The organism is Actinomadura logoneensis, from assembly GCF_003428695.1.
Taxonomy (GTDB): Bacteria; Actinomycetota; Actinomycetes; order Streptosporangiales; family Streptosporangiaceae; genus Spirillospora; species Spirillospora logoneensis.
The window spans coordinates 14,694-27,975 of record NZ_QURH01000337.1 but is presented as its reverse complement, the minus strand read 5'-3'; the positions used below and the strand labels follow the sequence as shown (position 1 = coordinate 27,975).

At 74.1% G+C, this 13,282-nt stretch carries 7 protein-coding genes; 5 read left to right on the top strand and 2 right to left on the bottom strand.

Translation table 11 applies throughout. The features are described from left to right. Positions 1-225 precede the first annotated feature (225 nt). Positions 226-1,176 carry a DUF6177 family protein gene (locus DZF91_RS22275; RefSeq protein WP_235834473.1) on the top strand — a complete coding sequence of 317 codons (951 nt, stop codon included), beginning with the start codon at positions 226-228 and terminating at the stop codon, positions 1,174-1,176. 268 nt (positions 1,177-1,444) lie between these two features. On the opposite strand, the gene DZF91_RS22270 is transcribed toward DZF91_RS22275, so the two are convergent. Both DZF91_RS22270 and DZF91_RS22265 read right to left on the bottom strand, forming a co-directional pair. Then, positions 1,445-1,864 carry a hypothetical protein gene (locus tag DZF91_RS22270; protein WP_117359392.1) on the bottom strand — a complete coding sequence of 140 codons (420 nt, stop codon included), beginning with the start codon at positions 1,862-1,864 and terminating at the stop codon, positions 1,445-1,447. Continuing rightward, a complete protein-coding gene (locus DZF91_RS22265; RefSeq protein ID WP_117359391.1) occupies positions 1,861-4,335 on the bottom strand; it encodes a nucleotide-binding protein in 2,475 nt (824 codons plus the stop codon). Before DZF91_RS22265 ends, DZF91_RS22270 begins: the two co-directional genes overlap by 4 nt. 469 nt (positions 4,336-4,804) lie before the next feature. Here DZF91_RS22265 and DZF91_RS22260 point away from each other — a divergent pair, with 469 nt between their 5' ends. From DZF91_RS22260 to DZF91_RS22245, 4 genes are all read left to right on the top strand, one after another. Further along, on the top strand, positions 4,805-5,533 hold the full coding sequence (locus tag DZF91_RS22260) for a hypothetical protein (protein ID WP_117359390.1): 729 nt from the start codon (positions 4,805-4,807) through the stop codon (positions 5,531-5,533). 124 nt (positions 5,534-5,657) lie between these two features. Continuing rightward, positions 5,658-6,074, top strand: a complete 417-nt coding sequence (locus DZF91_RS22255; RefSeq protein WP_117359389.1) for a YbaB/EbfC family nucleoid-associated protein — start codon at positions 5,658-5,660, stop codon at positions 6,072-6,074. Continuing rightward, positions 6,071-6,376 (top strand): WXG100 family type VII secretion target, encoded by a 306-nt coding sequence (locus tag DZF91_RS22250; RefSeq protein WP_117359388.1) that lies wholly within the window; start codon positions 6,071-6,073, stop codon positions 6,374-6,376. Before DZF91_RS22255 ends, DZF91_RS22250 begins: the two co-directional genes overlap by 4 nt. A gap of 147 nt (positions 6,377-6,523) precedes the next feature. Further along, a complete protein-coding gene (locus DZF91_RS22245; RefSeq protein ID WP_235834474.1) occupies positions 6,524-13,279 on the top strand; it encodes a WXG100-like domain-containing protein in 6,756 nt (2,251 codons plus the stop codon). Positions 13,280-13,282: the final 3 nt, after the last annotated feature.

The window sequence follows — 13,282 nt, the reverse complement described above, 5'->3', positions numbered from 1 at the left end:
GGCGAGGCCGGCGCGGGCGGGCGCGGCGGGGTCGGGCGCGACGACAGCCGCGCGGGCGGCAGTGCGTGCGACCCGGTCCGGACGCGCTTCTCCTCCGACATCGCGGACATTTCAACACATGATTGACTTCTTCCCCTCGTATCACGGGAAATTGGGACCGTCCCGCGGACGCACCGGCGTCCGCCGCACGGCACGGTGCCCCGGCGGGATTAGACTGCGCGGACGATGAGCACCGTGGACGCACTGACCGAACGCGCGATGATCGTCCTCCAGGACCGGCCCGTGGTACCGCTGTCGGCCTGGCTGACCGACGCGCTCGACGACCGCTCCGGGTCCGGACGCGCGGTCCAGCTCGTCACGCCGCCGGGGTCCCGGATCACGCTGCCGCTGCGCCTGGGCGCCGCCGCGTCCGCCCCGCACTGGGTCGTCCGCGACGGCGACGGCTACTACGAGGGCCTCACCGGGCGTCCGATGCGCTGGAACGGCGCGGCCTTCGAGCCCGTCCCCGACGCCCGCGACTACGCGCCCGGCTTCACCTCCCGTCCGGCGGGTCCGGTCGGCGCGCAGCTCGGGCTGACCTACCGCGTCCGGCACGGCGCGGCCGACCCCGAGGTCGGCGGCACCGTCGAGCGCATGCTGCAGCTGCTCACCGGCAAGTCCCCGCTCGGCTGGGGCACGAGCGAGCCGGTCGCCGAGCCGTGGCGCCCCGACCGCTTCACCGAGCACGTCCGCAACCGCGAGTCGGCGCGCGTCATCGTCGCCGGGGACGGCCCGCGTCCCGCGCAGGCCGTCTGCGTCTTCACCGCGGCGGGCGGCGGAGCGGTGAACGAGGCGACCACGGTCACCGTCGGCTACGCCCCGCAGGACCCGCCGCCCCTCGCGCACCTGCCGCAGCTCGTCGGCGCGATCGCGGCCGACCGCCCCGTCGCGTCCCTGCTCGTGCAGCTCACCCCCGGACGCGCCGACCTCACCACCGAACCCCGCTGGACCGGCACCGCCGCGCCCGTCGCGCTCGCCGTCGCCGGGGCCGTCACCGGACCGCAGGGCATCCCCGGCCAGCGCGTCGGCCCGCAGCGCGCGCCGATGACCCTCTTCCCTCTCGGCGACGGACGCTCCCCGGAGGGATGGCAGCGCCACCGCCTCCTCCTGCAGCACCTCCAGACCCCGCACGCCTGAGTCCCCGCCGAACCCACCGAGGGCCGTCACGGCGTACCGTGACGGCCCTCGTTCCACATCCGACCCCGCGCGGCAACTACCCGTCCCCCACCGCTACATGCCGAACGCGACACAGATCACACCGAACAGCCACACCCCGTCCGTTGGGCTCGGCGCACGGACGGGCTCGGCACGCGGACGGGCTCGGCGCGCGGACGGACGCGGCGCACGGACGGGCTCGGCACGCGGACGGGCTCGGCGCGCGGACGGACGCGGAGTAGGGAGAAGGTCAGGCGCCGGGGTGGGAGACGTTGGAGGGGTCGGCGCGCCAGCTCTGAGCGGGTGCGTCCGTTTCGCCTTCCGGGTAGACCGTGCCGCCGACCCAGTGGACGAGCGCGTCGGAGAAACGGCGCGCGACGCGGGCGGCCTCGGGGATGTCGGCGACGGCGCGCACGTCCACCCACCAGACCGGCGCGCCGACGCGGGCGGCGAACTCCGCGCCGAGCAGCCGCGCGATCTCGCTGGCGACGGTCACCTCGACCGGCTCCTCGATCGACACCAGCAGCCGGCCGGACGCGTCGAACAGGCGGGTCGGCGGCTCGTGCTCGCCGCCCCGGATGTGGATCGGCTCGCCCATCGCGGCCAGGCCGTCCGCGACGGCGAACACGTCCGGACGGCGGCGCGCGAGGGCCACGTAGTCGACGCTCATCCCTGCACCCCCGGCAGGCCGAGCGAGCGCGCGAACGCCTGGTAGACGACCTTGGTGGCGGCCTGCCGGGTGGCGCCGCCGACCTTGTCCAGGTCGAGCGCCGCGCCCGTCGCGACCTGCCGGTCGTAGGGGACGTGGACCACCGGCAGGCCCCAGGCGGTGAGCATCTCCTGTGCCCGCCCGAGGTCGGCGTTGATCTGCGGAGCGTGCGACACCATGGCCACCACGGCGCGCTGGAACACGTGCTGCCTTCCGTTGTTGGCGAACCACTCCAGGGCCCCGCGCGCGCTCAGCGCCCCGTCGACGGTGCCCGGCGTGACCAGCACCAGCGCGTGCGTCTGCGCGATGATCTCCTGGTTGACCCCGGTGAGGATGCCCGCGCCGCAGTCGACCACGGCCGCGCTGACGAACCGGCTCACCGAGCTCAGCGCGCGCTGGAACGTCGGGACGTCGAACTCCCGCGACATCCGGCCGCCGCGCGTGGACGACAGCACCCACAGCCCCTCGGGCGTCCGGGACAGGAAGCGCGACACCTCCTCGAACGTGCTCGGGCTCGCCTGCGCCAGCTCGAACAGCGAAAGCTGCGGGACGATGCCCAGGCGCAGCGGCAGCGAGCCGAGCTCGGCGTCCGCGTCGATCGCGACCACCCGGTCCTGGCGGTGCCGGGCCAGTTCGCTGGCGAGCAGGGCGGCCATCGTGGTCTTGCCGGCGCCGCCGCGCACGCTCGCCACCGCGATCTGCCGGAAGCTCGGCACGGGACGCGCCATCAGGTCGGCGAACGCGGCCTGCTGCTGCGCGGTCATCGCGGACCCGCCGCCGACCGCCTTGCGCACGCCGCGCCCGATCCGCTTGCCGAGCCGGTCGCCGTGCACGTTCCTGCGGACCAGCTCGCTCGCCGGGTGCGGCCCGGCCGCGGCGGCCTGCTGCGCCTGCTGCCGCGGGTCCTGCGCGGGCGCGTCGGACTGCTGCGGCTGCGCGGCGTCGCCCTGCGGCTCTTCCTGCGGCTCTCCCCCGCCCAGGACGGGGTTGATGGCCGCCTCCCAGGCGAAGTCGGCGTGCAGCAGCGGCTCGCCCTGTCCGGCGGCGCCCGCTCCGGTGTTCTGCTGGTGCGACACGTCGTCCGCCACGCCGCGTCCACCGGCCAGCGTGTGGTCGCGCGCCGGCGCCGGGATGCCCTCGGGCCCGAAACCGGACCCGGTGCCCGGCGCGCCGGGAAAGCCGGACTGCTCCTCGCCGAACGCCGGCCCCCACGACGCGTCCGCCGCGGGCGGAGCACCGAGCGGCTGGGCCGCGTCACCGCCCTGCTGCTCCCCGACCCCGGGGAACCCGCCCTGTGCGGACGAGTCCGCGGGACCGGGAAAGCCGCCCTGCGACACGGACGGATCGCCGGGACCGGGGAAGCCCCCTTGGGGCACGGACGGATCGGCGGGACCGGGGAAGCCTCCCTGGGACGCGGACGGGTCTGCGGCGTTTCCGAAGCCGCCCTGCGCGGACGGGTCGGCGGGCCTGGGGAAGCCGCCCTGCGACATGGACGGGTCCGCATTGTGGGGCAAGCCGCCCTGGGACGCGGACGGGTCCGCGGCGTTTCCGAAGCCGCCTTGCGTTGATGCGTCGGCGTTGGGGAAGCCGCCCTGCGCGTGCTGGGCCGCGTTGTCCGCGTTGGCGGGCGCGCCCCAGGCGTTGTCGGGCTGGCCGCCGTCCGATGCGCCCCAGGCGTTGTCGGGCTTCGCGGCGGTTTCGGCGGGCGCGCCCCATCCGCCTGTCGCGCCGTCGGGCTGGGCGGCGCCGGCGGACGATCCCCAGGTGTTGTCGGCGGCGGACGCCGCGGGCGCGCCCCACTGGCCGTCGCCGCCCGGCGTCCCACTCGTCGCGGGCCTGCCGTCCTGGACTCCGGGGAAACCCGCGGCGGCACCGGAGGCCTGGTCACCGGCGCCGGACGAACCGCCCTGCGAAACGTCGGGGCCGGGCGCGGCCGCGCCCGTCGTGGCGGCCGGGCCGCCTTCGGAACCGGAGGCGTCGGCGGCGGGACCGGCGACCGGGGCGTCGGTGTGCGAGGTCGGTGCGGGACCGGTGGAGAAGCCCGGGTCGGCGGCGGGGCCGGCGACGGGCGCGTCCGCGTGCTGAGCAGGGACCTGGCGGTTCGCCGCCGCCGTGTACTCACCGCTGCCGAAGGAGCCGGACGGCCCGAGCGAACCGGACGGTCCGGGCATCCCGGCTCCGGTCGCGGACGGGGAGGCGTCCGCGGACACGGGCAGGCCGGGGAAGCCGCCCCCTCCGGCGCCGGCGGCCACCGGGTCCCGGGGCGACTGGGGCGGGGCCTGCGCTGGCACCTGCGCGGTGCCCGCGATCTCGGCCGGATCGGGGCCCTGAGCTGGGACGGGACGGGGTTCGGCAGGTGCGGTGTCGGCGAGTCCCCGCTGGGTCGCGCCGAGGTCGCGCAAGACGGCCAGTTGCCAGTTGGAGTCGGTCACCTGCCTCCCTTCCCTCGATCGGCAAGCCTACGAGACTCCCGTCGCGCAACGCACCGCGCGCGGGCATGGAGATCACCCCTTTCGTCCGTCTCTCCGTCCTCTCCCGCCCAGCCCGGCGGACGTCGGGCGGACGTCGCGGAGGCGTCGCGCGAGGGTCCGGCACAACGCGCGAGCCGGGACCGGTCACTCCCGATCAGGAAACATCGGGATTCGGACGGCACCGATTGCGCCCGCCGTCCGTCGAAAACAGGACCCGGGTGGCCGCGCGGCCCCCGCTACCCTTGCCGGACCCCGCCAGGTCCGGTGATCCCCGACCCCTCGTCCGGAGTGCGCATTGAACCCTCAGTGGCCCGGTCAGCCGTCCGCCGGCCAGCCGGGATTCCCGTCGAACCCGGCCCTGGACGGGCTACAGCCGTTCCCGCCGGGTCCGCCCGGCGGGCCGATCGCGCCGCCCGGCCCCGGTGGGCCGATGGGGCAGCCCACCTTCCCGCCGCCACCGGCTCCGCCCGGCGGCGGCGGGAGCGGCGGCGCGGTGATCTTCATCGTGATCGCCGTGGTCGCGCTGGTCCTCATCGGCGGCGGGGTCGGTGCGATGGTGCTGCTGTCCGGTGACGACAAGCCGAAGCGGCACGTGGCCGTCGTCCCGCCGTCCGCCGCGCCGTCCAGCCCGTCCGGGCTCGGCAAGCGGCCGACCTCCGGCGGAGGTGGCGGCACGTCCGACCCGTGGAGCATCCTGACCCGGACGATCCGGACGGCGAAGGGCAACTCGTACACGCAGGCGGGCACCCGGTCCGAGCCGTGCGTCCTGCGCGCGAACACGCAACTGCTCTCGACGCTGCGCGCGCACCCCTGCACCGGACGGATGGCGTCGGGCGTGTACCTCAACTCGTCCCGGACGATCGTGACCGTGCTGTCGCTCGCGAGGTTCGGGAGCCCGGCGGACGCGCGCGCCGTCGTCAACTCGCTGAGCCGGCACGCCGAGCCGAAACTGCTCGGCCCCTCCAAGAGCAGCGGCATCCCGCTGCTGCGCGGCAACCCGGAGCGCTGGACGCGCACGTACTCGCGAGGTTCCAGCGTGGTGTTCGCGCAGTCCTACTACGCGCGCGGCGGGGCGGCGGGCGGCGCCGCGGGGCCGGTCAACCAGACGGCGTCGGAGCTCGGCGTCGAGGTGCAGACGACGCTGCTCTGGAAGAACTGACGGCGCTGCTCTGGAAGAACTGACGGCCGCGCCGGAAGAACGAGCGACACACGAGGTCGAAGTCCGACACGTGCCGATGTAACGTCTTCGGGACGATCTGGGCGGACGAGGCGGAGGGAGCGGAATGCGCGCTGAGTGGCAGGCGCACATCGACGAGCTGCTGGGCCAGTACCGCGAGCAGCGGGACCGGCTCAAGGGACTGCAGGAGAAGCTCGAGGGCATCGAGGCGTCCGCGGAGGCCGCCGACGGGATGGTCCGGGTGACGGTCGACCGGCAGGGCCGGCTGACCGCGCTGGAGCTGGACCCGCGCGTCTACCGCAAGCTCGCGTCCGCGGAGCTGTCCGAGGCGGTGCTCGAGGCGTCCCGCGACGCGTCCGCGCAGGTCGCCGACAAGATCGCCGAGGCGATGCGGGACATCACCCCGGCGGGACCCGCCGGTGAGGGCGCCGGACCGGGCGGCATTCCCGACCTGGGCAAGCTGCTGCCCGAGAAGTTCGACATGGACTCCATTCGCGAGCACTACGGATTGCTGGGCAGATGAGCGACGGCGGATACCTGGAAGTCGACACCAAGGCCCTCCGCAAGGCCGGCGGCGGCTTCGACACGGGGGCGGACCACCTCAAGGAGATCTTCGACCGCCTCAACGGCAAACTGCAGGCCGAGGGCAAGTGCTGGGGCAACGACAAGACCGGCCAGGAGTTCGCGAAGAACTACGAGACGCCCGCGGCGAACATGCTCAAGTCGTTCGGCGACACCGGCAAGGGCCTGCGGAACATCAAGAGCGGCGTCGACGAGATGGCCGACAACTACGACAAGGCCGAGCAGCACTCGAAGATCCGCTGACCCGTCCGCCCCGTCCCCGCGGACGGGGCGCCGGGTTTGCACCCCGCCGGGCGACCGTCCTATAAAAGCCCCTCCGGTCTGACGATCACGGCTCGGCACGTCCCCCCGCTCCCCCCGAACTCCCCTTGAGGTGGCCTTCCCGTGGGCATGGAGATCCCCGACGAGGTCAAGTGGCTGTCGTGGCTCATCGGCGCCGACTGGCCCGAAGGCGACGAGACCGCCATGCGGCGGGCCGCCGACGCCTGGCACGGCGCGTCCGCCGACGTGACCTCCCTGATCGGCGAGCTGAACCGGGCCGCGTCCGACGTGCTCGGCGCCCTGGACAGCGGCGCGGCCGAGAAGTTCCGCCTCAACTGGGACAAGTGGACCACCACGGACCCGGAGATCCTGCCGAAGCTCGCCGAGGCGTGCGACGCGCTCGGGAAGGTGCTCGAACAGGGCGCCACCGAGATCGAGTACGGCAAGTACATGTTCATCGCGCTGCTGATCATCACGGCGATCCAGATCGCCTGGCTGATCGCGGCGGCGTTCGCGACGTTCGGCGCGTCCACGGCGGCGATCCCGGCCGTCGAGGCGGGCGCGTGGGCCACCGCCCGGACGATCGCGACCCAGCTTCTGGAGCGCCTCGGCCAGAACCTGCTGTCCTCGATCGCCAAGGGCGCGATCATGGGCCTGCTGCAGGGCGGCGGGCTCGACCTGCTGATCCAGGGCATCCAGGTCGCGCAGGGCCACCGCGACGGCGTCGACCTCAAGCAGGTCGGCACCTCCATGCTGGACGGCGCGATCGGCGGCGCGGTCGGCGGGGCCGTCGGGCACGGCGTCGGCAAGATCCCCGGCCTGTCGGACGCCGCGGGCTCGGCGGCGGGCAACATGTTCAAGGGCGCCGCCCGCGAGGGCGTCAGCGGCGCGCTCGGCGGCGCGCTCGGCTCCATGGCCACCGACGTCGCGCACGGCCGCGACATCGACCTCGAGGCCGCCGCGAAGGGCGGCACCTCGGGCGGTTTCGGGGGTGCGATCGGCGGTGCCAAGGGCGGCCTCAACGAGTTCAACCAGCACGTCAACACGCCGGACACGACCAACACGCCGTCCACGGATCCCACGACCACGCCGTCGACCACGCCGTCGGCCGACCCGGTCTCGACCCACGCGCCGAGCCCGAGCACGAACGGCTCCGGCTCCAACGGCGCGGACGGCTCCAGCGGCTCGAACGGTTCGCACCAGCCGAGCGTTTCGGCGGCGGGCGACGGGCCGTCCTCGTCCCCTTCGCACGAGCCGTCGTCATCTCCGTCGGCCGGGCCGACCACGAACGGGAACGGCGGCGGCGACCACACGCCGTCCGGCGGTGGCGACCGCACCCCGGCGCCGTCGCGGGACCCGGGACCGAGCAGCCAGCCCTCGTCGTCCGGGCCGTCGCACAGCGGCGGCGGCGACTACTCGTCGTCCCCCTCGCACAGCGGCGGCGACTCGGGCGGCGGGAGCAACTCCGGCGGCGGCAACCGCATCGAGTCGATGCTGAACGGCGGCGGGGGCAACGGGAACGGTTCGCACACCAACCTGGCGAGCTTCCCGAACGGCGACTCCGGCTCGTCCCCCAACCACTCGTCGCAGCCGTCGTCCTCGCCGTCCGGGCCGTCCTCGTCCCCGTCCGGCGTGCCGGGCGACGGCGGGCCGGGACCGTCCACGTCGTCGTCGAGCAGCGGCCCAACGGGCAGCGGACCGAGCGGGAGCGGCCCGACAGCGAGCGGACCGACCGGGGGCGGCCCGACCGCGAGCGGGCCGAGCGCGAGCGGACCGTCGTCCTCCGGGCCCTCCGCCTCCGGCCCGGTGCCGTCCGGTCCTTCGGCGGCCGGTCCCTCCGCCTCGGGGCCTTCGTCTTCCGGGCCGTCGTCTTCGGGGCCGTCGTCGTCGCCGTCCGGAACGTCCCCGTCGGCCGCCGGCAGCGGCGGGCCGGGGTCGCGCGGCACGAACCTGGCCTCGCCGTCCACCACGTCCTCCTCGCCGGACGGCTCTCGCAACCGCAGCGGGGCCGACGGCGACGGCGACCACCCGGGCACGGACCCGCAGAACGCGAACGGCCCGATCGTCACGCCGCTGCCGGTCTTCATACCGGGCGGCGACGGCGTCGCGCCGAGCGGCAACGGCTCGTCCCCGTCCTCTTCCTCGTCGTCGTCGGCGTCCGGACGCGGTGCCGTGCCGTCCGCCGACGGTTCGACGCGTCCGAACGGCTCCGGCCCGGGCACGAACCCCGGGACCGGCAACGAGCCGAGCAGCCGTCCCGAGAACCGCGCTCCGCGCGACGGCGAGCAGCCCGCGTCCGGTCCGCGCCTGGACGACCAGGGCCTCATCACCGGTGACCAGCCCCCGGTCGAGCACGGCCCCCAGGAGCAGGGACCGCAGGAGAACGGCCCGCAGGAGCAGGGGCCGCAGGAGCAGGAACCGCGGGACCGCGCTGACCAGCAGAACGAGACGCCGGAGGACTCCCCCCGCGGCGAGCACAACGCCGACGCTCCGCAGGAACACGAGTCCGGCCCCGGTCCAGAGCGCGACACCGCCACCCCGCAGGAGCACGAGCCCGCGTCCCGCGAGAACGACCCGTCCGGTTCACCGGAACGCGACCCGGCCCAGCGCGACCCGCAGGAACACGAGTCGTCCAACCGGGAGCCGCAGGAGCACGAACCGTCCCGCGACCCGCAGGAACACGAACCGACCTCCCGCGACCCGCGGGAGAACGAAGCGGGTCCGCGCTCCGAGCGCGATGCGAACGCGTCCCAGGAACACGAGGCGGGCCCGCGCCCGGATCGCGACGCGAACGCGCCCGAGGAACACGAGCCGGCGTCCCGGCCCGAGCGTGACACGAACACGCCCGAGGAACACGAGGCGAGCCCGCGCCCCGACCGCGACGCGAACGCGCCCCAGGAGCATGAGGCCGGTCCGCGCGCCGACCGCGACCCGAACACCCCGGACGAGCGCGACGCCATGCCGCGCGGCGAGCACGATCCGCGGCCCGTTCCGGAGAACGTCCCCGAGCACCTGCGCGACAACTTCCGGCAGAGCGACGAGACGCCGTCCGGACGGTCCTTCCACGACTCGGAGGGACGTCCGGCGCACGAGAACGCCGACCGGGTCCCGCGGGACCCGAACTACTTCATCGTGGACGCCCCCGGCGACCGGAACGGTCCGTCCGTCGGCGGGCGCCGGGTGTCACCGGAGGAGTTCTCCGACACCGTCCGCAACGACCCGAACTGGAACGGCCGGCCCGTCGTCCTCCTCTCGGACAACGTCGGAGCCGGCCCCTTCGGCCAGCACGTCGCCGAACACCTGGGCCAGCAGGTCATCACGCCGGACGGGCCGGTCCACATCGACGAGCACGGCAACGCGACCTCGTCCGGCTGGACGACCCACGACCCGACGCCCGGACGCGTGCACGAGGACGGCGTCCGCCGCTTCGACAGCGACGCGGACGGCGAACTCTACGGACAGCGGCGCCTCCAGCACGTCTTCGAGAGACTGCTGCCGCCGGAGCACCAGAACGCCCTTCGCCAGTACACGCGCCAGTCGGTCCAGAACCACTACCTGCGGACCGGCGACGACCCGGGCCCCATGTTCCAGCACCTGTACAACCAGCACTACGCGAGCGACGCGCTGTACCACGCCAACAACAGGGAGACGCCGAACATCCGCCAGGTCTTCGACATGGCGCGCGACCCGAGCCGCCTGGACACCTACCAGCGGCAACTGGTCGAGTACATCGTCAACTCGCCGAACCCGCACGCCACGCTCGAGCAGATCAAGCACGACGCCGGAGCGTACAGGTTCTACCACGACATGTTCGGCGGACATCCGACCACCGAGGTGTTCAACAACCGCATCAACGAGATCGACCAGGCGCTCAACCATCCGCTCCCCGAGCCGGTGGAGGCCCGGCGCGGTCTGCACGACCTGTCGTTCATGCAGACCGGCGACGGAACGCCTCTCGGCTCGCGCGACCCTCGGGAACTGATCGGGACGACGCAGCACGAGCCGGCCTACATGTCCACGTCCCTCGGCAACAGCCCCGCCGTCGTGGACCGCAATCCCTTCGCCATCCAGTTGCACCTCCACCTTCCCGAGGGCACCCACGGCGTCTGGATGGGCCAGAACAGCAAATTCCCCGACCAGCGCGAGCTCATCCTGCCGCGCGGCACCAGGTACGAGATCACCGACGTCCGGCAGACCGGCGTCGACCAGCACGGCCGACCGACCTACGACGTCCACGCCCGGGTCGTCCCGCACGGCCCGCCGCCGGAGACCGCCGCGTCCCATCCGACGACGCGTCCGGAACCGTCGGCCGCCCACAACGGCCCCACGCCGGACCCCACGTCGTCCACCCCGGACCGGACGCCGTCCACCTCCGCGGCCCCGGACCGGACGCCGACGACCGACCACACTGCGACTCCCGAGCGCACGCCGTCCACGTCCGACCACTCGACCGCGACGCCCGAGCGCACTCCCACCGTCCAGGACACCGCCACGACGGACCACACCCCGTCAGGCGGCCACACCCCGCCCGGCGACCGGACCCCGACGACACGTCCGGCCGACCGGGCTCCCGAGCCCACCTCCGGCCAGGACCGCGTCCCGACCACCGACCACACCCCGCCGGCGGACCGGACCCCGACGACGGACCGCACCCCGACGACGGACCGGACCCCGGGACCCGCCGACCGCACGCCGTCCCCGACGGACCGGACTCCGACCGAGCACACCCCGACGTCCGCCGACCGGACGCCGTCCGACCGCCCCACCTCGGAGCGCCCTCCGTCCGACCGGACCCCGGCCTCCCCCGCGGACCGGACCCCGTCCACGGACAGGACGCCCACGTCGGACCGCACGCCGACCTCGGACAACGGCCCGAGCCTCACCGACCGGACTCCGTCCAACGACCGGACGCCGTCCTCCTCGGACCGGACCCCGTCCACCGACCCGACCCACACCCCCACCACCACCCCGACCGACCGCACCCCGACGTCCGACCGCAGTCCGACCTCCGAGCGCACCCCGACGTCCGAGCGCACCCCGACGTCCGACCGGACGCCGGGCAACGACCGCCGCCCGGCACCCGAGCGCACTCCCTCCACAGAGCGCGCCCCGGAGAGGTCACCGGTCTCGGACCGCGACCGGACCCCGTCGGCCGCGCCCGACCGGGACCGCCCCGCGGGCTCCGGCCCGGGCGGCGACGACCGGCGGCCGGGGCCCCACTCGGAGCGCGACGGGACGGACCGTCCGCACCGGACCGAGATCGAGAACGAGCCGCGCCCGGACCACGACGAGAACCCGCACACGACGTCCGACGACGTCCCGCGCAACCTGCCCGAGCATCTGCACGATGTATGGCGCAGCAGCGACGAGACGCCGTCCGGGCGGTCGTTCTACGGACCCGACGATGCCGCGATGCGCGAGCACTCGCGCCGCGTCCCCGCCGACCCGAACCGGTACGTGATCGACGCGCACGGCGGCCCGGACGGCATCACGGTCAACGGCCGCAAGATCTCCGCCAAGGACCTGGCCGAGCTGATCTACCACGACCCGAACTGGAACGGCAAGGACGTCTTCCTGCTCTCCTGCCGCACCGGCGACGGCGACTTCGCGTCGCAGCTCTCGCACCACCTCGGGGTCCGCGTGACCGCCCCCGAGGGCCTGGTGTGGACGGACCACAACGGCAACGTGTTCGCCTCGTCCGGCCACCAGGACCCGCAGGGGCGGCTGCGTCCCGACTGGCCCCCGAACGGCCAGTGGAAGACCCACTACCCGGACGGCGGCAACGACCCGGCGGGCCGCGGCCACGCCCCCGGTTCCGACCCCGCCCGCCACCCGGCCCACGAGCCGCCCCCGGACGACGCCCGGGCGCGCGCCGACGACGACTCCGGCACCCCGACGCCGGACCGCGACGACGGCCTCACGCGCGGCGAGGACGGACGGCTGCACAAGGAGGGCGACCCCGACGGCTTCTACCGGAGCGAGGACGGCAAGCTGCACTATCCGGGCGACCCGGACAAGAGCTTCCGCATGGAGGACCCGCCGCACCGGCTCAAGGGCGAGGACGGCAGGTGGCTCACCGAGCCGAACTCGAACCGGCAGATCGACTTCCACGAGCAGATGAGCGAGAAGGTGGAGTACGAGCCGAGCCAGGAGGCCCGGGACGAGCTCCAGCGGCTCGCCGACGAGCGCGCCGACTGGCACGAGAAGCGCCAGGAGATCCTCAAGGAGCTCCGGCCGCTGATGCAGGAGCTCGGCATCAGGAAGCTGGACGACATCAACAGCGGCGACAAGATCAAGGCGGTCTCGGACGAGATCATCGCCAAGCACGGCCCCACCCCGGAGGTGCTCCAGAAGGTGGGCCGGCTGAGCGACCAGGCCAACACCTTCAACGACCACGGCCACCGGATGCGCCAGGTCAGCGAGAAGCTCGGCATGGCGGTCGGGCGGGACCTGCTGGAACACCACCTCGGCCGCCGGCTGCTCACCCCGCTGGACTTCGACGCCCCCGGACGGCCCGGCACCCTGGACCTGATCGGCGTGACCATCGGCCCCGACTCCGCCACGATCACCGCGGTCGAGGCGAAGGGCGTCGGCGCGTCCCTCCAGGACCGCACGATCGAGAACTTCAAGAAGGCGATGCAGGGCAGCCCCGAGTACCTCGACTTCGTGATGTCGCTCGATCCCGATCTGCGCGCGGCGCTGAACGCGGACGAGGCGTTGAAGAAGCAGCTCCAGGCGCATCTCGCCGCGGGGACGCTCAAATTCGAATACCTCTACGCCCATTCCAACAAGGACGGCCACGCGCGCTGGGCGGAATTCGACCTCAGCCGCGACGGGATTCCCTTCGACTTCCGCCGCGTCTCCGGCCTGGACCCCCGTCGATAGGAT